The organism is Parasalinivibrio latis, from assembly GCF_036825535.1.
Taxonomy (GTDB): Bacteria; Pseudomonadota; Gammaproteobacteria; order Enterobacterales; family Vibrionaceae; genus Parasalinivibrio; species Parasalinivibrio latis.
Map to the genome: position 1 here is coordinate 1,504,572 of NZ_CP098812.1, position 23,554 is coordinate 1,528,125.

The window sequence follows — 23,554 nt, forward strand, 5'->3', positions numbered from 1 at the left end:
TTCGTCTGGGTACCGGTGTAGTGTCTATTTTCCTATTTTTCGCCAACCGTATTGTCTGTTGAGTGTACGTGATTTTACGTAGAGTTATGGTTATAACTACTTAAACAAGGTGATATACCGAACATATGTGCTTTGAATTTCAATTCCCATAAAATGCATTATTATGCGAAAATAGTCTTAATAGATGAGCGCAGGCAGCAAATATAGCCCTGGAAAATAGTTAACTGGTGTTTTTAGGTTTTATGTATCGATATTAACGCAAACGTATCAAACTTCTATGTTTATAACTTGGGCATTGTCACTGGGGTATGTCTGGAAATATAATTAAAAAGTGAAAATTGATTGCTAATCTGGGCAGTTGTATGTGGTGACGATACCAAGCACGACGCTGATTTCGCCTTTATGTTAATAAAATGTTAACTCAGTTAAGTCCAATAAAACGTGCGTTGTGGCACACTAGGGTCTTTTGTTGGTTACTTACCCAAGTGAAGTTAAGTATTATGAGATCTATGGGGTTGCAGCCCCATTAGAGTATGCGAAACCAATTTCATATTTGGAGTACATAGCTTGATCAGTGTTTTTCTTGTCGATGATCATGAACTGGTTCGCACAGGGATTAGACGTCTATTGGAAGATGTCCGTGGAATAAAAGTGGTAGGGGAAGCCCACAGTGGAGAAGAAGCCGTCAAATGGTGTCGTCAGTCCCATGCTGACATTGTTTTGATGGATATGAACATGCCGGGTATTGGAGGCCTTGAGGCTACACGTAAGATCCTCCGAGCCAATCCGGATATCAAAATTATCGTCCTGACCGTCCATACGGAGAATCCGTTTCCGACAAAAGTGATGCAAGCGGGTGCAGCGGGGTATCTGACAAAAGGTGCTGGCCCGGATGAAATGGTCAATGCCATTCGTCAGGTACATTCAGGTCAACGTTATATTTCACCTGAAATCGCACAGCAAATGGCACTGAGTCAGTTTTCGCCAGCTGCCGAGAACCCGTTCAAGAACCTTTCTGAACGTGAATTGCAGATCATGTTGATGATCACAAAAGGCGAGAAAGTCACTGATATTTCAGAAAAACTCAATCTCAGTCCAAAAACAGTGAACAGCTATCGCTACCGCCTTTTTGAAAAGTTATCCATTAAAGGTGATGTTGAACTGACTCATTTGGCTATTCGACATGGCATTCTGGATACAGAAAGCTTGTAAACCGGCAGAAACCTACTGCCGGTTTTGCCGGATATAACTCATCTAATAAACAGAAAATCTGTCGTTGTGCCTGATTCATTTGAACCCAAAAGTTTCCTAAAAACAGTCCCTCACCAGCCTGGCGTTTACCGTATGAAAGATGCCGAAGGTGAGGTCATTTACGTCGGTAAGGCTAAAGAACTTAAAAAGCGCCTTTCAAGCTATTTCCGGGTCAATGTACCTGGTGAAAAAACGCGGGCTTTGGTCCGCCAAATAGCCTCGGTAGAGGTGACGGTTACGCATACAGAAACCGAAGCTCTGATTCTTGAACATAACCTCATCAAGAAATACCTACCGCGTTATAACGTTCTGCTCCGGGATGATAAATCCTATCCATTCATTCTGCTTAGCAGCCATGAGCACCCGAGACTGAGTATGCACAGGGGTGCGAAACGTCGAAAGGGTGAGTACTTCGGGCCATACCCTGATTCCGGTGCGGTGCGTCAAAGTTTGCACCTGCTACAGCGAATATTCCCTGTTCGTCAGTGTGAAGATTCAGTCTACGCCAACAGAACCCGGCCTTGTCTTATGTTCCAGATTGGCCGCTGCTCAGCGCCGTGTGTTGAAGGGCATGTTTCACAAGAAGAATATGCTGAGTTGGTAAACCATGCCCGGATGTTTCTACAAGGCAAAGACCGTCAGGTAATTGCTGTTCTGGTGGAAAAAATGGAAAAAGCCAGTGCAGAGTTGCTCTTTGAAAAAGCGGCAGAATACCGTGATCAAATTCAGGCTTTGCGGCGAGTACAGGAACAACAGTTCGTTTCTTACGACAGCCAGGATGATCTGGATGTTGTAGGGGTTGCTGTTGAAAGTGGCGTCGCCTGTATTCATGTCCTGTTCCTGCGACAGGGAAAGGTATTGGGCAGTCGCAGCTACTTCCCCAAAATGCCTGCTGACACACAGCCAGCGGAGTTGGTTTCCGGTTTCCTGGGCCAGTATTACCTCCAACAGGAGCATGGACGCACGCTGCCAAGTGTTATTTTGGCTGGTGTTGATCTGGGTGAAGAATCTCAGCTTCTCAGTGAGACCCTGAGTGAACTTGCTGGGCGTAAAATTCAGATCCAGTGCAAGCCGCGTGGTACGAGAGCCCGTTTTCTTAAGTTGGCGCAGACCAATGCTTTGTCAGCACTTACCAGCAAGATCAATCACAGGATGACGATACATCAACGTTTTGATGCTCTCTGCGAAGCATTGAACCTGGAGCAGATCCAGCGAATGGAGTGTTTTGATATCTCCCACACAATGGGGGAGCAGACTGTTGCATCCTGTGTGGTGTTTAACAGGGACGGGCCAGTTAAACCCGAATACAGGCGGTATAACATTTCTGGGATAACGGGAGGTGATGATTACGCAGCAATGGCACAGGCCTTAGAAAAACGCTATGGTAAGCAACTGGATGAAGAGAAAATCCCTGATATTATCTTTATTGATGGTGGTAAAGGGCAGTTGAACCGTGCATGGAGTGTAATGCGTCCGCTGATGGCTGATTGGCCTAAACAGACGCTTCTGTTGGGAGTCGCGAAGGGTACAAGCCGTAAACCCGGCCTCGAAACCTTGATTAAAGTAGATGGCGATAGCTTCATACTGCCATCAGATGCACCTGCACTGCACCTTATCCAACATATCCGGGACGAAAGCCATAATCATGCAATTGGTGGGCATCGGCAGAAGAGAGCCAAAGCCAGACAGCAAAGTGTCCTTCAGGAAATTGAGGGGGTTGGGCCAAAACGTAGGCAGGCAATCCTTAAATATCTTGGGGGAATGCAAGAACTTAAACGTGCAAGTGTAGAAGAAATAGCCAAAGTTCCTGGAATCAGCAAAACATTGGCCGAGAAAATCCATTCTTCATTGCAACAGTCATGAGCTTGGGGCAACATAGCCCTGTTGTAAATTTACCAGCGAAATCCTATGCGCCTGAATATACCAACAATACTGACGCTGCTGCGCGTCGCGCTCATTCCATTCTTTGTCGTTGCATTCTATCTTCCATACAGTTGGGCGCCTTTTGTTACTGCGTTACTGTTTGTAATTGCCGGATTTACCGACTGGCTGGATGGCTACCTGGCAAGAACGCTGGGTCAAACTACGCGATTCGGCGCATTTTTGGATCCTGTTGCCGACAAGGTGATGGTTGCCATCGCCCTGGTGTTGATTGCTGAACATTACCATTCAATCTGGATTACCATTCCTGCAGCGACCATGATTGCCCGGGAAGTCATTATTTCTGCGCTGCGTGAGTGGATGGCTGAACTGGGTAAACGCGCTTCTGTCGCGGTTTCCTGGGTAGGTAAATTTAAAACGGCAACCCAGATGCTGGCATTGACGCTGCTGTTGTGGCGTCCTAACGGTGAAATTATTCTGGCGGGTTACGTGTTGCTTTATGTGGCGACAGCACTGACGTATTGGTCCATGTACCAATACCTGCTCGCAGCAAAAGATGACCTGTTATCTGACGAAGAGTAATACTCGCCAAATAAGTCCATACGTTCGATAAAAAGCCGCTGAATTCAGCGGCTTTTTGATGCCAGGATGTTATGCACCAACAAGGAAAACTACCGTTTTCCATCTATTCAGTGTCCAGTAAGACTGGCGTCATGCCTGTCTGCCCCTGCTTTCTCTAATGATACTGGGGGATTTTCGGCTATTGAAGTTTCTGCATTGGAAAGAAAACGGGATGAGGTGACGGTGAAAAGCATTTATTTACTTGGACTGAACGCACTGAATGCATGCTAATTTAACAGTCTTTGGACGGCCGGTTTAGGCTCGTGGATAATCTTTTAATATTGAAGAAAAAGTGGCTTTAATAGAATTGGAAAGATTGCATTCCAACCATAACTAATTGTATTTAAGGAAATAAAAAACCGGCCGGAGCCGGTTTTCTGATTGCTTAGGAAAGTATTATCAACAAAGTTCCTGCCAAAGTAAGCAATATGTTTGCAATGGCATAGGTACCTGCATAACCCAGCGCCGGGATAGTGCTTCGGGCATATTCGGTGATCATATCCATTGCCGGGGCGCAGGTGCGGGCACCGACAATGGCGCCGAATAGCAGAGCCCGGTTCATTTTCAGGATGTAGGCACCTACCAGGTAAGCGACGATAACCGGGATAACACTTACGCAGAAGCTGGCAAATACGATCTTCAAACCCATTTGTGCCAGATGCTCCCAAAGGTTCCCACCCGCACTCAGGCCAACACCAACCATAAAGGTCATCAGGCCAAGGTCTTTAATCATATTCAGCGCGCCTTGCGGGACATAACCAAACGTTGGGTGGTTGGCACGCAGGAAACCCAGTGTGATACCGGAGATAAGAAGGCCAGCAGCATTACCCAGGCCAAATGTCACATGCCCGAAGGTCATGGTGATCATGCCAAGCGCGGAGCCCAGGATGAAGAAGCAGCAGAATGCCAGCAAATCTGCAATCTGGCTGTGAATGGATACGAAACCGATTCGTTCAGCAAGACCCATTACACGGCTGCGTTCACCACTTACCTGGAGGACGTCACCTTTGGCAATGAAGATGTTGTGGTCCAACGGCATTTCGATCTGTGCGCGTACCACACGGTTAAGAAAACAGCCGTATTCGGACAGGTTAAGATCGGACAGGCGTTTGCCTACGATGCTGTCATTTTTTACAACAATCTCTTCGTCTGCGATGCGCAGGTCAAGCAGGTCGCGGTCGAACACTTCCTTGCCGTTACGGAAACTTGGGTCAAGGCGGGCATGGCTGTCTGGGTAGCCTACCAGCGCGATTTCATCGCCTTCCTGCAAGATAGCATCACCATCCGGGTTTGCCAGGATGCCATTTCGGCGAATGCGCTCGATATAACAACCGGTTTGGCGGTAAATACCCAGTTCACGAAGGTTACGGCCGTCAATCCACTTAATCAGTTCCGGGCCCACACGGTAGGCACGAATAATCGGAAGGTAGACCTTGCGCTGGGAAGACGAGCCGAGGCCGCGTTCCAATGCAATTTGCTGGGCGGAGTGCTCCAGATTCTGCTTTTGCAGCTTAGGCAGCAGTTTTGCCAGCATAATAAGGCTGACCAGGCCAACAAGGTATGACATGGCATAGCCGACGCTCAGGTTGTCGATAATATGGGCGATGGCATTTGGATCAAATTTATCGCTGGATAAACCGCTCGACAGAGCGTCCTTTGCGCCAACCAGAACCGGTGTCGCTGTGAGCGCACCCGCCATCATGCCTGTGGCGATGCCGAAGTCGATATGAAGGTGTTTTGCAAAAACCAATGTCAGCACAACCGCCGTTATTAAAACGGTCAGTGCCAGGACGAGGTAAGACTTACCATCGCGGAAGAAAATGCCGAAGAAATTCGGGCCTGCTTCGATACCAACGCAAAAAATAAATAGCATAAAGCCAATACTGAGAGCGTCTGGAGAGAAAGAAAACCCGGCGTTGCCCAGTAAGAGGGCGGTTAACAGCACACCGATTGAATTACCGAATTGCATGGTACCAATCCGGATTTTTCCGAGAGTCAGACCGATAGCAAGGGTGACGAAAAGCAACAGGATATCGTTTTGGTGCAGCAGGTCTACAACATCAATGTTCACGGTAAGTTATTTGGCTTTTGGCAGGTCACGAATAGATGGCACATTATAGCGGTTTGCAGCTCGATGTAATGTAAAACTTGCTGGGAATTCGCTCAACTGCTGGTTCAGTATCCAATGACAAAAATTTTCGTCTGGGAGAGAGGGGAGACAAAGGATAGGACGATTTCCATCGACCTTATCTGTCGGTAACACATACGGGTTAAAAGTCTTCTATCCCAAAGAATGAGTCCTGTCGGCATATACAAAAAGCGCAGCAAATTGCTGCGCTTCTCAGGAAATTTACCAGTTCAAATTAGTTGAACAGGCCGAGGTTTTCTTTTGCATACGCTTCGAAATCTGTGCAACCACCAATGTGTTGTTGATCAACGAAGATTTGTGGAACGGTTTCAACGGGCTTACCGACTGTTTTTTCAAGGTCAGCTTTGCTGATGCCTTCCGCGTGAATATCTACGTAGCGGTAGTTGAAATCGTCACGCTCAGCCTGGAGCTTTTCAGCCAGTTCCTTTGCACGAACACAGAATGGGCAACCTGGGCGACCAAAAATCACGACAAACATAAAATTCTCCTTCGTTCTTGTTGGTGACAACTATGCCTGAATCACGACAACGAGAAAAGAGGGGAAGGCCTCTTGTTATGATAGGTTCCATCTATTGATTGGCGTTGAATTTTGCGATAGGGAAATTCGGTCTTTATTTGTAAGCATTCCTTGGTTGTACGGTGCGTGACAGAGTGCGCAGATTGGCACTGCACCTTTTCAGAGTGGAATAAACCTGTGCTGAATCAAAGCGGTGAAAAGCCGGATCTTACAAGTTACCTTCTATAGATGTTTTTACGACAAGGAGTAGTTATGTTCCAGTTTATGACGGCGACGAGAATCGTATTCGGCGAAGGTGCACTTATGAATTCGCTGAGCCTTTTTAACCAGTACGGATACAGTGCGCTGCTGGTGACTGGAAAAAACGATGAGCGGGCTCAACCCATCATCAGCTATTTCAAATTGCAGAACATCCGGTATCAACAAGTCGCTGTTCATGGCGAACCTTTAATTGCAATGATTGAAGAGATGGCGGCGACGGGGCGCCAGTTCAAGCCGGATATGGTGATAGCGATTGGGGGCGGCAGTGTCATTGATACTGGAAAGGCGCTTTCGGCCTTGATTCCAAACCAAGGCAGCGTTTACGACTATATAGAAATTGTGGGTAGGGCACTACCGCTGAGTGCCAAGCCTCTTCCTTTTATTGCCATTCCAACAACAGCCGGAACCGGCTCAGAAGTAACCCGTAATGCAGTATTGAAATCCGCACAGGAAAATATGAAAGCAGCTATCCGGAGTCCGGAATTGCTTCCCACCATGGCGATTGTTGACCCGACACTCACTTACGGTACCGACAGGGCACTGTCGGGATATGCGGCCATGGATGCATTTACGCACCTGATGGAGTCTTATGTTTGCAGTGATCCGAACCCGCTCACCGATATGGTATGCGAAGAGGGCATACGCCGGTTGGCTTCAGCCATACTGCCAGCCTGCGAGGATGATGAGCCGCGTGCCCGCTCGGATATGGCATTTGCTGCAATGCTCGGTGGGATGGCTATGTCGAACGGCAAGCTTGGTGCGGCACACGGCCTGGCTGCTGCGCTGGGGGGACGTTTGCCGGTCGGGCACGGCATTATTACCGCTCAGCTTGCACCTTATGTGATGCAAGAGAACGTCTTTGCGGCACGTGAAGCAGGGCGAATTGATGTATTAAACCGCTATCGCCAGCTTGCCTGTCTGCTGACCGGTCGCATGAATGCAGAAATTATTGATGGTATCCGTTGGGTTAAACGAACTCTGCGTCGACTTGAGTTACCGGGCCTGTGCGATTTTGGACTGTGTAATACCATGTTTGGCGAAGTGGCAGAGGATGCACTTAAATCCAGCTCTATTAAAGGTAATCCGCTTCCGCTGAACAGAGAACGTTTGGTACATATTCTGGAGCGGGTATGTACAGATGCTGAAATTTCAATTGATCTGGAAGAAAGCCATTAGACTAAAGAGTGACAGGCAACCTGCTTATATACCCAACCCACCTCAAGGTGCGTGATTCAGAGTGATTTCAGTGCGTTCAATTCAAGGAAAATACCTGAAGGAATGGCTTCTCCCTTTCAAAGGTATTTGACACAGAAGTGGATGCACTGAAACACTCCCGAAGGGCGAGTTTGATTGGCTCTCATTCTGCGTTGCTGTTTCTTGATTTAGAACCACTAGATCGTCAAAACAGCGCCTTGACTGACAGCCAATCAACTCTCGCTGAAAACTGCATCTTGAGGTGGTTTGGGTATACAGGTTGCCAACTTACAAGCCATACGATAAAACCTGAGTAACCAACGAGAGATCGTTAATATTTTCTATGGATAAACAAACATGTCCCGCCTTTTCTATGACGGAATAGAATAAAGGGTCATATAAACAGGAGAATCAAGGGATGAATCAGGTCATAGATACTTTACTCAGCCATCGCTCTATTCGTAAATTTTCCGACGAGCCCATTTCCACAGAACAGCTTGCTAAGATTCTGGATTGTGCCCGGGCAGCATCGTCTTCCAGCTTTATTCAATGCACTTCAGTGATTCGTATCACCGACAGTAATAAGCGTGCGAAACTGGCCTCACTTGCCGGAAACCAAGCCTACGTTGAGGAAGCTGCTGAATTTCTGGTTTGGTGTGCGGATTTCAACCGCCATTTGGCAATCAAACCTGATGCCCGTGTCGGTTACACAGAACAGACCCTTATTGGTGCAGTTGATACTGCACTTATGGCGCAAAATGCCATGGTGGCGGCAGAATCGATGGGGTTGGGCGGTGTCTATATAGGTGGTATTCGCAATAACCCGGACAAGGTATCTGAACTTCTTGAGTTGCCACAACAGGTTGTGCCGCTGTTTGGTATGTGCCTTGGGTATCCTGCGCAAAACCCGGAAATTAAACCCCGTCTTCCTGTTTCAATCTTGCTTCATACTGACAGTTACCAGGAGTTGGATACTATAGAACTGGCAGATTATGACCGTGATGTACGTGAGTACTACCTCACTCGCACCGGTGGCAACAAAGACATGAGCTGGAGTGAACAAATTGGCGAGACGCTGTCAAAAGAGGCTCGTCCGTTTATGAAAACATTCCTTAAGAGCAAAGGGTTCAATATTCTTTGATTTGCTGTCCCTATCCGGCGGGAGGTTTTGTTTTCCCGCCAAATTGAGAACTCCATTCTTTACTTATTCTTTTCAATATCCCCCTTCTAAATGAAAGAAAACTGCTGTTTATGACAGTTCTGATATGTAATTTGTCTTAATTGTAAGGAAGTGCTGCTTTGCTTTGATCGGCATCACGCAAGTTGCTAGACTCCGCGCGCTTTTGCAACCGGTAATCCCGGTTCACGAATTCAATTAATAAACTGCCAGTATTCGTACAGTCGGAATCCAGGCAGTCACATTTCGTTCAAAGTATTGAGTTAGCCAATGATTAAACTTAATAAAGCTGCCCGCATTTTAGCTGCCGGTTTCTGTATTAACCTGTGTATGGGTATCCTGTATGCATGGAGTGTTTTCAAGCAAGCGCTGGTGGTTGAACAAGGCTGGTCAAATGCGGATGCTTCAATGCCATACACCGTTGCAGTGATCTGTTTCTCTCTGTCCCTGCTTGTCGCCGGTGTTGTACAGGATCGTATGGGACCGCGTAAGGTACTGATTCTGGGCACCGTAATGGTAGGTCTGGGTATGATCGTATCCAGTTTTGCAACATCACCAATTGTGCTGATCCTAACGTTCGGTATCCTGACCGGAGTTGGCATTGGCTTTGGATATGCGTGCCTGGCTCCTTCGGCGATGAAGTGGTTCCACCCATCGAAGAAAGGCCTGGTAAATGGTCTGATTGCAGCGGGTTTCGGCCTGGCGGCGGTATATCTTGCACCGCTGACATCAAGCCTGATCGCTGAGTACGGAATTAACAACAGCTTTATGATTCTGGGCGTAGGCATCCTGGTCATTGCGGTACCGCTGGCCTGTACGATCAGTAATCCGCCAGAGGGATATGTGCCTGAAGCACCGGCTGGCTATAAAGCTAAAACCGATAGCACTCCGGTGAGCATGGACTGGCGCGGTATGCTGAAAACTCCACAGTTTTATTCTCTGTGGGCGATGTATGCACTGGCATCTTCTGCCGGCCTGATGATCATCGGGAATATCACCTCAATTGCTGCACAACAGGCAAACATTACTCAGGCCGCATTTCTGGTTGTGATCCTGTCAGTATTTAACTCGGGTGGACGAATTGCTGCGGGTATCCTGTCCGATAAGATTGGCGGTGTGAAAACCCTGATGCTGGCATTCATCATGCAGGCGGTAAACATGGCAATGTTCGCCGGGTATGACGGTGAGTTTACGCTTATGGTTGGTGCGGCAATGGCCGGTGTGGGTTACGGTACATTGCTTGCTGTGTTCCCATCAATTACGGCTGAATATTACGGCCTGAAAAACTACGGTGCCAACTATGGTGTGCTGTATACCGCATGGGGTATCAGTGGCTTTATCGGCCCGGTTGTTGCCGCTGTGGCAGTGGACATGACCGGTACTTACTCTGTGGCATATATGATCTGTGCTGTGATGCTGGGTGTTGCCATTGTCCTGTCTGCCGTGACCAAACCGGTAACAGAGTCAACCTTAGCGAAACCAGCTTTGGCATAACGTCGATTTTGTGATGTCTGAAAACCCGGCTTCGTGCCGGGTTTTTTGTGCGCGTTTTTTATGAAAACGTTGAGCAAAAGTTGAGCACATGAAAAAGTACGATAAAAAGTGTGTCTATTTAATTCGGAATGTCAGTATCTGTTTACTTGGCTCGCCCAGTTCAGCATAATGCGCCGCCTTTTTACTTTTAATTTTCTTTTTTCTAAGGTGCATGATGGAACAAAAACTGGCTAACCCAGCGCCACTCGGCCTGATGGGCTTCGGCATGACCACAGTTCTCTTGAACATCCACAACGCTGGATTTTTCCCAATTGATTCAATGATTCTGGCTATGGGCATTTTCTACGGCGGCCTGGCTCAGGTCATCGTTGGTATCATGGAATTCAAGAAAGGTAACACTTTTGGTACCACAGCCTTCACTTCTTACGGTCTGTTCTGGCTGACTCTGGTTGGTCTGCTTGTTATGCCTAAACTGGGTTGGGCGGAACCAAGCCCTCATACCTTTATGGGTTGGTACCTGACTATGTGGGGAATTTTCACCGCATTTATGTTCGTTGGCTCCCTGCGTTATTGCTTTGCTAAGCAATTTGTATTCGGCAGTCTGACTGTTCTGTTCTTCCTGCTTGCAGCCCGCGATTTTACTGGCAGCGCATTTATCGGAACTATTGCCGGTTTTGAAGGCATTGTTTGTGGTGCAAGTGCAATCTATTTTGCAATGGCTCAAGTGCTGAATGAAGAATATGGGCGCACTGTCCTGCCTGTTGGCGAGAAGAAGCCGGAAATGGCACCGAAAGCAGTTGCGGCATAATTTTGCTGATTCTAAAAAAAGCCCCTCCATTTCTTGGCGGGGCTTTTTTTTGCTTGCATGCTGCTGTTTTACATCGTTAAACAGACCGGGGTCAGAGGGGCAGGGCGATGAACCAGGTAACCTTGAAAATAATTGACGCTGGCATTGTACAGATGTGCGTATTCTTCCTGAGTCTCTACACATTCAGCTACCACCTTTAGATTCATCTGCCGGGCAATATCACAGATGCTGCTGATAATAGCGCTGCGAATTGGATCAGCATGGCAATTTCTTACAACGCCACCGTCAATCTTCACAATATCAATCGGTAAATTCAGTATCTGCTCATAAGTAGCGTGGCCTTTCCCAAAGTCATCCAGCGCAATTCGAGCGCCTCGCATCTTCAACTTACAGAGGTTATCTGCAAGTTTTTCCGGATCTTCAATACTGCCGGTTTCCACGAGTTCAATACACAGCTTATCGAAGGGTACCTTTAAGTGTTCTGCTTCAGAAATCAGCCGTTCTATAGCACTGTCCAGCGTGAGGAAATCAGGTGAAAAGTTGATAGATGCGTATCCCACATTAGCAAGTGACATTTGGGAAAGCAGTTTAAGTGTGCGGCAGACTATTTTCCCTTCAAGCTCTTCAAGGCGACTGAGTTTTCTCGCATAGAGGAAAACCCGTTCAGTTTCCAGAGACCTGCCTTTGTAGGAGAATCGGGACAATATCTCAAAACGATAATTTTCTTCTGTCGATGATGACTGATACCGCTGATGGAGAATCGAGATGTTCTCTTCATCCATGTCGTAGAAGAAGCCAAGATAGTCATCAAAGTTGGTATTGTCGCAGTCGATCAGAACCGCGTTGGACAGAGGATCGGTCAATTTTGCATTGAGGTGTAAAAGATTGACCCGCTGCCTGAGCATTCCGGCTTCCGGACAGTGGCAGTAATAAATGCGTCCAAATTCAACATTCAGGTTACAGGCTTTCAGATAGCGGTTTACCTGGTCAGGCAGCTTTTCGAGCCGAGAAATACTGCGGATGTTGTACTCTGATATAATGACCAGTGCGTTGATATCATAAAGAATATAGCTGCTTTCATACATGAAGGTATCACGCTTCAAGACACACGCTATAGCCTGTATGATTTGCTCTCGGCGCTCTGTCGGGTACTTGAATATCGCTGATAGATCGATGGCGGCTACCAAGAAACCCCGTAGGTTGGCGGTGTCTTTTGCCAGTTTTTGGAAAGTACCGAGGTGGCTGGCATTGTCGAAATAGAGATGCTGCTTGTGGGTTTCAATCTCGCGCCGGAGATTAATTTTGTATTCCAGCACAATATAAACAATGAGTGAAAAAATGTAGAAAACTGTCAGTTTGGTGTTCAACTCATTGATGCCAAATCCTTTGTAGTTGTGAATCAGCATGGTGTAGCCGGTGACGATCAAAATTATCTGGGTAAGTTCAGATATCTTGAAAACAGCCAGTATGGCTAGTGGAAGCAAGAGCAAATAAGTAAGGTAAGGATGCAGAATCTGGCTCGCATAAAACAGAACCGACAAAATCAAAACGATGATGGAGATTTTGCAGCCAAGTTCGGATTTGAAATTACGTATCTCGTTGGAAAGCAGCATAATCATATGCCGGTTCCGGTGTGCCAGAAGCAAACAAAGAGTAATTAGTGGAGCAGTTAAAAGAACGCCAATAGAATCGACCAGAAACAGGTTCAGGGCTTTCTCAAAAGGGTATAGCTCTGAAGCCAGCAGGCAAATTGTAATCGCAGAAATTCCGGGTATTACGAAAACGCAAAAGCAGAAATAGAGCTTGTAAGAGCTTGGGTGACCTCGAAACCGATTGAAAAACGAAAGGGCTAATAACTGACCGACTACCAGGGTCAGCGTATAAATAAACCCAATACCGTTCGGGATAAAGTTGAACCCGCTGTAGTACATAATCAGTCCAAGGCTTGCGCCTACAACACCGGTATTTCCATATACATAGGCGACGGCTACGATCACGCCGCTGCTGATGGAGAGCAATTGTACGTTGGAAACGGTGACTGTAGAGAAGTCTGCGACATAGAAGCTGAGGACAGTCAGCACACAGGAGACGATAAATGCTTGGTAGGGGTTATATCTTTCAACCTGACCAGGAGCGAAAATAAAACGTGTCATACAATTGTCACCCGGTTCCGCCCATTGTGTTTGGACTCATAAAGTGCAGCGTCGGCACGTTTATAAGCACTGCTGAAGGTGGTATTGGTGTCGTGAACCCCGCCGATTGAAACGGTAACTGTCAGACCTGCAATAGGAGATTCCTCAACCACTTTTCTCAGCAATTCAGCTTTGTCCAGGAGCGCAAGCGCATCCATATTTTCAAAGCAGCAAACGAATTCTTCTCCACCCCAGCGAATTGCCATATCTCCGGCTCGAATACACCGTCCAATACGTTGAGTAATTTGATGGATGACATCATCGCCCTTTTTATGGCCATAGGTATCATTGATTCGTTTGAAGTTATCAATATCGATAAGCAAAAGGGAAAACCGGGTCATTTTTCGCAACTTGCTTTCATAATAATCACGGCGATAAAAGCCAGTCATTTTATCTCGCTGCAAAAATCTACGTTCGTTGTTCTTTTGAGCACCGTACAGGTAGAAAATTGTTGATAAAATAAGGGATGGAAGCAACATCCATTTTACAATAACAATAAAATTTACACCCAAAACTATCGGGCCATTTACTGCACATGGAAGGTTTATTTTTGTTTGGAAAATATTGGGTGATTTCCCTTCTGTTATGACGGTGTAGTGCTCTTTGTTGTAATTATTAACAATGTTGCTTGTAAGTGTTGCATTTAAATCTACAGCCAAGAGCGCGTTAAGTTTCTTGTTGTTGTAAATAGGGAAATACAATGTGCGAATTAGCTGATTGGTACCTTCTTCATGGTAGGGCTCTGTCAGTTTGATGTTGCACCCGTAAAATGACGCGTAGGTATCTTTAATTCCCTCTTTTTCAACAATTCGGTTCATGACAGCATTATCATCGTATGAAGAGAGCTTTTCTTGGTAAAACGCCCGGAGAGGGTAGAAGTGTGAATAGACAGCGGGGTTTTCAAGAACGGCGATAGTCCACACCGAACCTGGTGCGATATTCTCCAGTTCAGAACGCAGCTTATTGATACCCACCGATAGTATACGGACGTAACCGGGTTTATTAACGACAATATCCACGCCATTTCTCTGGTGCAGACCGCTGTTTAAAAAGATCTGATCTGAATTATTATAGAATGAAGCAAACCGCCGGCTAGTTGAGAATAAATCTCGATAAATATAGCTGATTTTGCTCTCTACTTTACCGATGCGATAGATGTTGTAGCCCTGGTATAAAACAGATAATGCGAACAACGTAATAAAGAAGGTTTTAAAAAACCGGAATAAATCACATTGCTTAAAATGTTGTATCAACCAGCGCTTCATACGGGCTTCTTTAAATTTGGTAAGACCAGTGATTTTATTCCTATCTTTACATATTTGGAATGGGTTTTTATAAGGGTAGGAGATATGAGAAGTGCTGAAATTTCTCTCCGTTCATGTTCTGTTCAGCTTATTAACGTGGGCAAAACATAAATGGTGATATGTTAAAATTTTTATCGTTTGTACTTATTGTCAGGTGGTAGTGAGTTGCTCTTATTCAGCAATAAAAAAACCGGCACAATGGCCGGTTTTTTTCCAAAAGATGTTTAGCAAATCACTTTGATTGCAAGGCCACCCTGAGACGTTTCGCGATACTTAGCATTCATATCTTTACCCGTTTCCAGCATGGTTTCGATAACCTTGTCGAGTGAAACACGTGGTTCAGACGAGCGGCGGAGTGCCATGCGAGAAGCGTTGATGGCTTTAACCGCGGCAATACCGTTACGCTCGATACATGGTACCTGTACCTGGCCAGCTACCGGGTCACAAGTCAGTCCCAGGTTGTGCTCCATCGCGATTTCAGCCGCCATGCAAACCTGCTGAGGACTGCCGCCCATGAGTTCTGTCAGGCCCGCTGCTGCCATTGAGCAGGCTACGCCAACCTCACCCTGGCAGCCCACTTCAGCACCGGAAATAGAGGCGTTCTTTTTGAACAGGCCGCCAATCGCTCCAGACGCTGCGAAATAACGTGTGTATTCGCGTGGGCCTACTGGCTGAATGAACTTGTCATAGTAAGCCAGCACTGCCGGGACAATACCGCAAGCGCCGTTAGTCGGGGCGGTAACAACGCGGCCTCCGGCTGCGTTTTCTTCGTTCACAGCAAAGGCAAACATGTTGACCCAATCTACTGCAGTCATCGGATCAGTCGAGTATTTCTCTGAAGTAAGCAGTTGTTGGCGAAGGGCCGCTGCACGGCGTGGAACGCGAAGTGGACCAGGGAGAATTCCCTCGGTATTCATGCCTCGCTCCATGCACTCATGCATGGTTTTCCAGATGTTGCCAAGATAAGTCTGAATTTCATCTTCAGAATTCATTGCACGCTGGTTTGCCATCACAACAGCACTGATGGACAGGCCGTTATCCAGACATTGCTTGAGCATTTCATCTGCAGTGTCGAAGTTATACGGTACGGTGAAAGCATGCTCTGCTTCCTTACCGAAATTTTCTTCATCGACGATGAAACCACCGCCAATAGAGTAATAGGTTTTCGAGTAAGCAGCTTCATCCCCGATCCACGCGTGGATCTGCATACCATTTTCATGTAATGCGAGGTTATCGGTATGGAAATTCATGCCGCCATCACGAGGGAAGTCTACTGTGTGGCAATGCATACCAACCGGAAGACGCTCCGTTTCTTCGACACGGGCAATAAATCCTGGGATCGCATCGATATCTACATGTTCCGGTGTGTTACCGGCCAGACCCATGATAATGGCGATATCGGTGTGGTGGCCTTTACCTGTCAGAGACAGTGAGCCGTAGACATCTACGGTGATCTTGGTGATGTCGCGCAGCTTACCCATGCTTCGCAGGTCATCAATAAAAGCTTTACCTGCTTTCATTGGGCCAACGGTGTGGGAACTGGAAGGGCCAACGCCAATTTTGTAGATATCAAAGATACTGATCATAGGTGTCACCTTGTTTGATACCCGGATTTTTGCCCGGCATCGTTAGAATGCGTTTGGGTTTCACCCATCCTTGGTGATCGAAAGACAAAAGAGCAGGGACATGCTCCCCGCTCTTTATGTTGTGGATTTTACCTGAAAAATCAGAAGAACAAAGCGTAAAGGATGGCAGAAATTGCTACCAGGCCCATCACTGTGACGAACACGTTGCTGAGTCGTCCTTCGTACTTCTTCAGTGCAGGTACTTTCTTAATAGCATACATCGGCATGATGAACAGGATAGTTGCGATAATTGGACCACCCAGTGATTCGATCATACCCAGGATACTTGGGTTGATAGTGGAGACAATCCACAGCGTCAGAATCATGAACACCACAGTAAAGGTGTCAATCTTCTTCATGTTAATTTCTTCACCACGGCTGCGCTTGTGCTTGATAATCAGGCCATTCAGACCTTCACGGGCTCCAAGGTAGTGGCCGAAGAAAGAAGAAACAATTGCGACGAAGGCAACGAATGGGCCCAGGTAAGAAATGAACGGGCTTTCGTGCTTGTTAGCAAGATAAGACAGTACTGCAATGTTCTGGCTTTTTGCTGCCTGCAGGTCAGCAGGAGTGAGGCTCAGTACACAAGAGAATACGAACAGCATGACAAAGCCAAGCAGCATCATTGCAGTGCGGGCCAGAATCTTGTTCGCTTTCTCTTCAGCATGTTTGCCATGGTCACGAACCTGTGCCATTGAGAATGCAGAAATTGCTGGGCTGTGGTTAAAGGCAAATACCAGAACCGGAATAGAAATCCAGATAGTGATGGCAAAATCACTGATTGATGGCACTTGGCTCAGAGCTGAAGTATTCCAGTCTGGGATCAGGTACAGCGACATGAACAGCAGGATGCCTACCAGTGGGTAAACCAGGAACTGGGTGACTTTCAGCATCAGCTTCTCACCTGCCAGCATGACAGACATCATACCGAGGATCAGAACGATAGAGAGGATGCCACGAGGGATTGATTCCATCCCCAGCTGGTTAACCATGAAAGAATCTACGGTGTTGGTAATACCTACGCCGTAAATCAGAACGATTGGGTAAATGGCAAAGAAGTAAAGCAGTGTAATGAGTTTACCTGCTGTTTTACCGAAGTGTTCTTCTACTACTTCAGTAATATCACTTCCCGGCTTAGAGGATGAAAGTACAAAACGTGCCAAGCCACGGTGTGCCAAGTAAGTCATTGGGCCAACCAATGCTGCCATGATAACAAGAGGCCAGAAGCCTTTCAGACCAGCATTGATTGGAAGGAACAAGATGCCTGCACCTACTGCTGTACCGAAGAGGGAAAGCATCCACGTGGTATCTTGAGCAGACCACTTGAGGCTCGCTGCAGCAGAAGTTGCTGATTTAGCGGCACTATTTTGCATTATTAACTACCTATAGTCTTATGGGAAACAGGAACGGCCGTAATTTTGGTTATTTTAATATTTTATACGGTGATATAGATCTAGTTATGTAACAGGAGGAAATTGTAGTACATATAATCGTGATTTTAGTCACAAAATGGAGGGATTGCTAGCGGATTTTAAGAGGATTAACGGTAAGAAATGGACGTTTTGAGAGTCTTTATTTTGAGATGCGTTAAAATCGTCAGAAAAGTCAGCGTGAGTGGCCTGAAATCTGGATTTTCATTGCGCGAAATATCATCGCAGTGGTCCCCCAAATAAGGTTTGAAGCATAAGGAATTGCGTACACTGGGTGATATTCACCATTTCTGTATATAGAAATGGTTTTTATTGCATCATCGTTTAAGAGATGTGCCAACGGATATTCAAACATGCTGTCAACTTCACCTCTGTCCAGATTTACGTCATCAGTGCTGGAAATGACGGCGATGACAGGGGTGACGTTAAAGCCACTGATTGTCGGAAGTGATGGCAGGCAACCAATTACGTCCTCTCGACGGCAGTGAATCCCCACTTCTTCAAACATTTCCCTTCTGGCAGTGTCGATAAGATCAGCATCTGTTGCTTCAGCCCTTCCTCCGGGGAAGCTGATTTGCCCAGGATGATGTTTGAGATGTTTGGCTCTTCGTGTAAGAACGACGTGCAAACCGTCGGCCCTTTCGATAAGTGCAACTAATACGGCAGCGTCCTTAAACGTTTGCCGGTGTTTGCCAGATGTCAGCCTGTGTAACCACTGTCCATACCGATAGGAGGGAGTGAGAGAAAAACGGGTTAATACGCCCAAGAGATCGACGGGCTGCGAAGGGAAAGAGGACTGGCCGTTAGGGTTTAGCTTTGGTAACTGATAAACAGAAGTTTCCGGCGGCATGTGTCCTCATTTGACTTAATTTATGGCTTTTCCCCGCTCAAAACCGGCAATATACGGCTAACTTTGTCCAGGGTTTCTTGATATTCAGCTTCTGGTTTGCTGTCTGCTACCAGCCCGCCGCCTGCCCAGGAAAATATTTTACCATTGTGACAGACTTGTGTTCGAATTGTGATGCTTGTGTCCATCGTACCACAACGGCTGATATAACCAATGCTTCCGCAGTAAACACTTCGCCGATGTGGCTCAAGTTCTTCAATAATTTCCATCGCCCGGACTTTTGGGGCTCCGGTAATTGACCCGCCGGGGAAACAGGCTCTCATCAGGTCACAGGCTGAATACTGGTCACCGAGCTTTCCTTTAACTGTGCTGACCAAATGGTGTACTGCCGGGAAGCTTTCTATTTCAAAAAGAGCGGGCACTGAAACAGAGCCGGGAGACGCTACACGACCGATATCGTTGCGCAGCAGATCGACAATCATCAGGTTTTCAGCACGATCTTTCTCTGCATGGCGAAGATCATCCGCATTCTTCTCATCCTGGGATGCATCTGTGGAGCGAGGGCGGGTGCCTTTAATCGGTTTGGTTTCTATATCCTTGTCTTTCAATTGCAGAAAACGTTCGGGGGATACTGACAGTACAGCCGCCTCAGGCAACCGAATAAAGGCTGAAAAAGGCGCGCCATTTTGGTTTGCCAATCGCAAATAGGCATCCCACTCATCTCCGGAGTAAGCTGCACTGAAACGTTGGGCAAGGTTTATCTGGTAGCAATCGCCGGCGAGCAGATATTCCTGAACTTTTGCAAACCGGGTGAAGTAGGCGTCTTTGGTAAGGTTTGATTCCCATCCTGATACCAGATTGAAAGGAGCTTGGTCGCTGTGCTCGAAGCTGTTCAACCAAGAAAGCCTATCGCTTCCCTCGGGTTGGACAAGTGTGACCGTTTGCTTTTGGTGATCTGCAACAAGAGCCCAATTGTACAGGCCAACACTCATATCCGGGATGCCCGTGTCGTTGATTGCCGTTACGGGCAACTGCTCAACCGTTCGGCCAAGATCATAGGAGAAATACCCAAGGGCACCACCTAAAAAAGGAATGTCGGGATGCGTTTCCAAAGACGGCAAGAGTTCATTTTGTACGGTATTCAGGAATGCGAAAGGATCACCTGCTTCAGAACGCGTTGAACCCTCTTTAGTCGTGAGATGATTCAGTGTCCCGTCATATACCACAGTCGCTATCGGGTCGGCGACCAATATGTCGAACCGGTTATCCGGATGGGAGGCGGATGCCGAGTGTAATAACATTGCCCATGGCAGATGAGAGATATGGCTGAACAATGCTGGAACAGCATCAGGGGAGTACTGCAAGGATGTCAGCGAAATAGAAGTATTTGGGTTCCCGGTCATCATCTCTTTTGTGTTCGTTTTTGATGTGTCTCATAGCGACATGAGGGCGCTAAGAGTATCATAAAGAAGACGCGTGTGTACCTGTTCTCCCAATGCGCCGTTAGCAGTATGACTTGCGGCGTACAATCTGTGACCAATTGTAGGTTGGGCCAACGATATTTAACGTGGAAACTTTGTTTTACGTTTACCGTAACCGGCTGAATTGTTGGAAAATGGACAGGTAGCGAGTAATGGATCTATTGCTACACCGGAATTTTCTTCTGATGTGGCAGTTAAAAGCAATTTGTGAGAAACCGAATTAGCTACACACTGGAAGCACCCTGTCACAGGGCGCCACGGAAAGATAACTATAAAGAGGCAAATATGACCGTCATTCGTAAAGATGATGTAATCAACAGCGTCGCTGACGCGCTTCAGTTCATCTCCTACTACCACCCTCTAGATTTTATCCAGGCCCTTGAAAAGGCGTACGAAAAAGAACAGAGCCAGGCTGCAAAAGATGCCATTGCCCAGATTCTGATCAACAGCCGTATGTCTGCAGAAGGCAAACGTCCTATCTGCCAGGACACCGGTATTGTGACCTGTTTTGTAAAAATCGGTATGAATGTGCAGTGGGAAACGGATTTGACCGTTCAGCAAATGGTTGATGAAGGTGTCCGCCGCGCATACAACAACCCTGACAACCCGCTTCGTGCTTCTGTTGTTGCAGACCCCGCAGGCAGCCGCAAAAACACCAAAGACAACACGCCTGCTGTCGTGCACGTAGAAATGGTTCCGGGCGACAAAGTGGAATTTATGCTCGCTGCGAAAGGGGGCGGTTCAGAGAATAAGACCAAGATGGTAATGCTGAACCCTTCTGATGATGTTGCTGAGTGGGTGGTTAAGACTTTGCCTGCAATGGGCGCAGGCTGGTGTCCTCCGGGTATGCTGGGTATTGGCATTGGTGGTACGGCAGAAAAAGCGGCTGTGCTGGCAAAAGAATCACTGATGGAGCCGGTTGATATTCAGGAACTGATTGATCGCGGCCCGCAAAACGCGGAAGAAGAGCTGCGTCTGGATATTTTCAACCGTGTGAACAAGCTGGGTATTGGTGCCCAGGGCCTTGGCGGCCTCACAACTGTGGTTGATGTGAAAATCAAAACTGCACCGACACATGCTGCATCCAAGCCTGTTTGTATGATTCCAAACTGTGCAGCAACCCGACACGTCCACTTTACCCTTGATGGCAACGGAGCTGCAGATCTGAAAGCTCCGAAGTTGGAAGACTGGCCTGAAGTGACCTGGGAAGTGGGTGAAAACGTTCGTCGCGTTAACGTAGATGAAGTTACCCCTGAGTCCATTCTGGAATGGAAAACCGGAGAAACCGTACTGCTTAGCGGTAAAATCCTGACCGGTCGTGATGCTGCCCACAAGCGTATCCAGGACATGCTTAAAAATGGTGAAGGTATGCCAGAGGGCGTGGACTTTACCAACCGCTTTATTTACTACGTAGGCCCGGTTGATGCTGTGGGTGATGAAGTTGTTGGCCCTGCAGGCCCAACCACCTCAACCCGTATGGACAAGTTCACTGACATGATGCTCGGTGAAACTGGCCTTATTGGCATGATTGGTAAAGCAGAGCGCGGTCCTGCTGCGATTGAATCTATCAAAAAGCACAAGGCCGTATATCTGATGGCTGTCGGTGGCGCTGCGTACCTGGTTGCAAAAGCGATTAAACAGGCTCGTGTAGTGGCATTTGAAGACCTGGGTATGGAAGCTATCTACGAATTTGACGTAGAAGATATGCCGGTCACTGTTGCCGTTGATTCAAACGGTAACAATGCCCACCAGATGGGTCCGGATACCTGGAAGGTTAAGATAGCCGAGATGGAAGGCTAATTTTGACGAAAGGGTTTTAGCAAAAGGGGCTTCGGCCCCTTTTTTGTTCCTGCCATTTCATTATTGGTCCGGACGTCCTGATTGATCTGAAATATGAGCGCTTACACGCTTCCGGCTTTCAGTTTTTGTAAGTTAGCAAGGAAACCATACAATGAGTTAAAGCTGTTTCAGGAAGGTGACATGGAAGAAATCCACTTTGAAATCGCTACAGACAATGAACTTGAATGGGTGGCACAACTCAAATCACAAGTTGAGAGGGAGTATATCGAACCCCATTTCGGTTGGGACGAAGAGAAACAGAAAGCGATTTTGTCCAAGGAGTGGGCGATTGTAAAACCCTGGCTTATAGTGTCTGGCTCGGAAAAAATTGGCACGGTCAGTTTCCAGCTTGGGAAACAGGGTGTTTATCTGGGATCTTTCTACATTGTCCCTCAGTATCAAAGGCTTGGTATCGGAAGCCGTGTATTAACTCGCATCTGTGAAAGACTGGATCGAGAAGGGCAACTCTGTGAACTGGCTTTTCTAAAAGGTAATCCGGTACATTCCCTCTATGCCCGCTTTGGGTTTACCTGCTGCAAATCAACCAAATACCTCGTGTACATGCGTCGGCTTCCGAAAAAACGGTAGGAAAAAGGACTCATTTATCAGCCATAGGGTTAAAAGTGAGTTGATAGAATCCGTATACAATATTTTCGCATGGGATGTTAATGTCGACGTATAGATGTAAATTCAAACCAATTCAACGGGCAGATTTCAGCAAGAGTTGACTGGCTGTCAGGCACTGTTTTGATAGTATGGTGGCTCATTGAACGCACTGATTTTACCTTGAATCACGCACCTTGACGTGATTTGGGAAAATGTATATCCGGTGTGGACCGCCTTAAAAAGAGCGAGGGAGCGCATGTCTTTTGACAAGGTAACTCTGGAAGGGACAGCTGTTAAGCTTGAGCCGATGACCCCGGCACATAAGGATGCGTTAATTGATATAGTAAAGGATGGTGAACTATGGAAGCTTTTTTTTACTTCCGTACCCCGTCCTGAAGAGGTTGCAACCTATATCCGTGATGCGATTTCCCGTTATGAGTCCGGTGACGGGCTGCCTTTTGTCACCATTGATAAACGAAGCAACCGGGTTGTCGGTTCAACCCGGTTTGCTAATGCGGACTTGGCGAATAAAGGTGTGGAGATTGGATACACTTTTATTGGCAAATCTTTTCAACGTTCCCCGGTGAATACCGAGGCGAAGCTACTCATGTTGAGTCACGCATTTGAGACACTGAACCTGAACAGGGTAGAGTTCAGAACAGACTTTCTTAACCACAATTCAAGAAATGCGATTCTTCGATTGGGAGCGAGGGAAGAGGGAGTTTTGCGCTGTCACAAGGTGATGCCTGATGGTCGAATACGAGACACGGTTGTATTCAGTATTACCAAGCATGACTGGTGTGGAGTGAAGCAGGGGCTTGTTCACAGGCTTCGTACAGGATAGGGATTGGTGTAATAAAGAAAAAGGGTGCAGGAG

General features: G+C 47.0%; 18 protein-coding genes. 10 read left to right on the forward strand and 8 right to left on the reverse strand.

The annotated features are described in order from the left end of the window. Positions 1-567: 567 nt before the first annotated feature. From uvrY to pgsA, 3 genes are all read left to right on the forward strand, one after another. Complete coding sequence (uvrY, locus tag NF212_RS07235; protein WP_434360158.1) at positions 568-1,212, forward strand: UvrY/SirA/GacA family response regulator transcription factor; 645 nt, start codon at positions 568-570, stop codon at positions 1,210-1,212. A gap of 66 nt (positions 1,213-1,278) precedes the next feature. Next, positions 1,279-3,114, forward strand: coding sequence for an excinuclease ABC subunit UvrC (uvrC, locus tag NF212_RS07240; RefSeq protein WP_434360160.1), 1,836 nt, complete (start codon positions 1,279-1,281; stop codon positions 3,112-3,114). Between the two features lie 45 nt (positions 3,115-3,159). After that, complete coding sequence (pgsA, locus tag NF212_RS07245) at positions 3,160-3,714, forward strand: CDP-diacylglycerol--glycerol-3-phosphate 3-phosphatidyltransferase (RefSeq protein WP_434360162.1); 555 nt, start codon at positions 3,160-3,162, stop codon at positions 3,712-3,714. Positions 3,715-4,138: 424 nt separating this feature from the next. Here the strand turns inward: pgsA and NF212_RS07250 are convergent, their stop codons facing one another. Continuing rightward, positions 4,139-5,824, reverse strand: coding sequence for an aspartate:alanine antiporter (locus NF212_RS07250; protein WP_434360164.1), 1,686 nt, complete (start codon positions 5,822-5,824; stop codon positions 4,139-4,141). A 292-nt stretch (positions 5,825-6,116) separates the two neighbouring features. Then, positions 6,117-6,380: a GrxA family glutaredoxin gene (locus tag NF212_RS07255; protein WP_054673478.1), complete on the reverse strand. Its 264-nt coding sequence runs from the start codon at positions 6,378-6,380 to the stop codon at positions 6,117-6,119. Between the two features lie 291 nt (positions 6,381-6,671). On the opposite strand from NF212_RS07255, the gene NF212_RS07260 reads away from it, so the two are divergent. The 4 genes from NF212_RS07260 to NF212_RS07275 all read left to right on the forward strand — a co-directional run bounded on the left by NF212_RS07260 (position 6,672) and on the right by NF212_RS07275 (position 11,353). Then, a complete protein-coding gene (locus tag NF212_RS07260) occupies positions 6,672-7,856 on the forward strand; it encodes an iron-containing alcohol dehydrogenase (RefSeq protein ID WP_434360166.1) in 1,185 nt (394 codons plus the stop codon). A 436-nt stretch (positions 7,857-8,292) separates the two neighbouring features. Then, complete coding sequence (nfsA, locus tag NF212_RS07265) at positions 8,293-9,015, forward strand: oxygen-insensitive NADPH nitroreductase (protein ID WP_434360168.1); 723 nt, start codon at positions 8,293-8,295, stop codon at positions 9,013-9,015. A 306-nt stretch (positions 9,016-9,321) separates the two neighbouring features. Beyond that, the gene (locus NF212_RS07270; protein WP_434360170.1) at positions 9,322-10,545 is read left to right on the forward strand and encodes an L-lactate MFS transporter; all 1,224 of its coding nucleotides are present in this window, start codon (positions 9,322-9,324) and stop codon (positions 10,543-10,545) included. A 214-nt stretch (positions 10,546-10,759) separates the two neighbouring features. Then, entirely contained in the window at positions 10,760-11,353 is a 594-nt protein-coding gene (locus NF212_RS07275) for an acetate uptake transporter (RefSeq protein WP_434360846.1), read from the forward strand. Between the two features lie 68 nt (positions 11,354-11,421). On the opposite strand, the gene NF212_RS07280 is transcribed toward NF212_RS07275, so the two are convergent. The 6 genes from NF212_RS07280 to pabB all read right to left on the reverse strand — a co-directional run bounded on the left by NF212_RS07280 (position 11,422) and on the right by pabB (position 20,154). After that, complete coding sequence (locus NF212_RS07280) at positions 11,422-13,506, reverse strand: EAL domain-containing protein (RefSeq protein ID WP_434360172.1); 2,085 nt, start codon at positions 13,504-13,506, stop codon at positions 11,422-11,424. After that, entirely contained in the window at positions 13,503-14,810 is a 1,308-nt protein-coding gene (locus NF212_RS07285) for a GGDEF domain-containing protein (protein WP_434360174.1), read from the reverse strand. The genes NF212_RS07280 and NF212_RS07285 overlap by 4 nt, the downstream gene beginning before the upstream one ends. A 263-nt stretch (positions 14,811-15,073) precedes the next feature. Further along, complete coding sequence (locus tag NF212_RS07290) at positions 15,074-16,435, reverse strand: L-serine ammonia-lyase (RefSeq protein WP_434360176.1); 1,362 nt, start codon at positions 16,433-16,435, stop codon at positions 15,074-15,076. Between the two features lie 140 nt (positions 16,436-16,575). Next, positions 16,576-17,847: an HAAAP family serine/threonine permease gene (locus NF212_RS07295; RefSeq protein ID WP_434360178.1), complete on the reverse strand. Its 1,272-nt coding sequence runs from the start codon at positions 17,845-17,847 to the stop codon at positions 16,576-16,578. 232 nt (positions 17,848-18,079) lie between these two features. Beyond that, positions 18,080-18,754 carry a CoA pyrophosphatase gene (locus NF212_RS07300; protein ID WP_434360180.1) on the reverse strand — a complete coding sequence of 225 codons (675 nt, stop codon included), beginning with the start codon at positions 18,752-18,754 and terminating at the stop codon, positions 18,080-18,082. Between the two features lie 20 nt (positions 18,755-18,774). Continuing rightward, positions 18,775-20,154: an aminodeoxychorismate synthase component I gene (pabB, locus tag NF212_RS07305; RefSeq protein ID WP_434360182.1), complete on the reverse strand. Its 1,380-nt coding sequence runs from the start codon at positions 20,152-20,154 to the stop codon at positions 18,775-18,777. Between the two features lie 363 nt (positions 20,155-20,517). Here pabB and NF212_RS07310 point away from each other — a divergent pair, with 363 nt between their 5' ends. From NF212_RS07310 to NF212_RS07320, 3 genes are all read left to right on the forward strand, one after another. After that, on the forward strand, positions 20,518-22,032 hold the full coding sequence (locus tag NF212_RS07310; RefSeq protein WP_434360184.1) for a fumarate hydratase: 1,515 nt from the start codon (positions 20,518-20,520) through the stop codon (positions 22,030-22,032). 180 nt (positions 22,033-22,212) lie between these two features. Then, a complete protein-coding gene (locus NF212_RS07315; RefSeq protein ID WP_434360186.1) occupies positions 22,213-22,659 on the forward strand; it encodes a GNAT family N-acetyltransferase in 447 nt (148 codons plus the stop codon). A 274-nt stretch (positions 22,660-22,933) separates the two neighbouring features. Then, complete coding sequence (locus tag NF212_RS07320) at positions 22,934-23,521, forward strand: GNAT family N-acetyltransferase (RefSeq protein ID WP_434360189.1); 588 nt, start codon at positions 22,934-22,936, stop codon at positions 23,519-23,521. Positions 23,522-23,554: the final 33 nt, after the last annotated feature.

What these genes read in the sequence shown, in the direction of transcription:
- NF212_RS07290 (WP_434360176.1), bottom strand. Translation starts at nt 16,435, where the DNA reads ATGATCAGTATCTTTGATATCTACAAAATTGGCGTTGGCCCTTCCAGT.
- NF212_RS07295 (WP_434360178.1), bottom strand. Translation starts at nt 17,847, where the DNA reads ATGCAAAATAGTGCCGCTAAATCAGCAACTTCTGCTGCAGCGAGCCTC.
- NF212_RS07320 (WP_434360189.1), top strand. Translation starts at nt 22,934, where the DNA reads ATGTCTTTTGACAAGGTAACTCTGGAAGGGACAGCTGTTAAGCTTGAG.
- NF212_RS07260 (WP_434360166.1), top strand. Translation starts at nt 6,672, where the DNA reads ATGTTCCAGTTTATGACGGCGACGAGAATCGTATTCGGCGAAGGTGCA.
- NF212_RS07255 (WP_054673478.1), bottom strand. Translation starts at nt 6,380, where the DNA reads ATGTTTGTCGTGATTTTTGGTCGCCCAGGTTGCCCATTCTGTGTTCGT.
- NF212_RS07285 (WP_434360174.1), bottom strand. Translation starts at nt 14,810, where the DNA reads ATGAAGCGCTGGTTGATACAACATTTTAAGCAATGTGATTTATTCCGG.
- NF212_RS07280 (WP_434360172.1), bottom strand. Translation starts at nt 13,506, where the DNA reads ATGACACGTTTTATTTTCGCTCCTGGTCAGGTTGAAAGATATAACCCC.
- pgsA (WP_434360162.1), top strand. Translation starts at nt 3,160, where the DNA reads ATGCGCCTGAATATACCAACAATACTGACGCTGCTGCGCGTCGCGCTC.
- nfsA (WP_434360168.1), top strand. Translation starts at nt 8,293, where the DNA reads ATGAATCAGGTCATAGATACTTTACTCAGCCATCGCTCTATTCGTAAA.
- NF212_RS07270 (WP_434360170.1), top strand. Translation starts at nt 9,322, where the DNA reads ATGATTAAACTTAATAAAGCTGCCCGCATTTTAGCTGCCGGTTTCTGT.
- NF212_RS07300 (WP_434360180.1), bottom strand. Translation starts at nt 18,754, where the DNA reads ATGCCGCCGGAAACTTCTGTTTATCAGTTACCAAAGCTAAACCCTAAC.
- NF212_RS07310 (WP_434360184.1), top strand. Translation starts at nt 20,518, where the DNA reads ATGACCGTCATTCGTAAAGATGATGTAATCAACAGCGTCGCTGACGCG.
- pabB (WP_434360182.1), bottom strand. Translation starts at nt 20,154, where the DNA reads ATGACCGGGAACCCAAATACTTCTATTTCGCTGACATCCTTGCAGTAC.
- NF212_RS07275 (WP_434360846.1), top strand. Translation starts at nt 10,760, where the DNA reads ATGGAACAAAAACTGGCTAACCCAGCGCCACTCGGCCTGATGGGCTTC.
- NF212_RS07315 (WP_434360186.1), top strand. Translation starts at nt 22,213, where the DNA reads ATGGAAGAAATCCACTTTGAAATCGCTACAGACAATGAACTTGAATGG.